Annotated in this window: 1 protein-coding gene; it reads right to left on the reverse strand. The window is 30.7% G+C overall.

Translation table 11 applies throughout. The annotated features are described in order from the left end of the window. Positions 1 to 68: 68 nt before the first annotated feature. Positions 69 to 277 (reverse strand): hypothetical protein (locus NCR93_RS31665; RefSeq protein WP_250532467.1); only part of this gene is annotated, 209 nt, incomplete at its 5' end.

Consider the following 277-nt stretch of genomic DNA (forward strand, 5'->3'; position numbering starts at 1 on the left):
GATATTCAATCAGCCCTTAAAGCAAATATTAAAGCTTTTTTCTAGTTCTTCTGATTTTGGTCGATAGTTCATTTAATGATCCTTATAAGATTTTTATTAGTGGTTTCTGCTGAGCCATTTCCCTGAGGGAAATGATTTGCAGAATACTTAAGTTTAGATCCTCTCTTTAAAGAAAATTTAGTCATTGCATTTCTAGAAAAATAAGAAGCATTGTCAAAAATAAGAGCATGAGGGATACCAATCCTGGTAATAATAATTTGATCAATGGATTCAATGA

Source organism: Caballeronia sp. ATUFL_F1_KS39 (genome assembly GCF_023630985.1).
GTDB classification, from domain to species: Bacteria; Pseudomonadota; Gammaproteobacteria; order Burkholderiales; family Burkholderiaceae; genus Caballeronia; species Caballeronia zhejiangensis.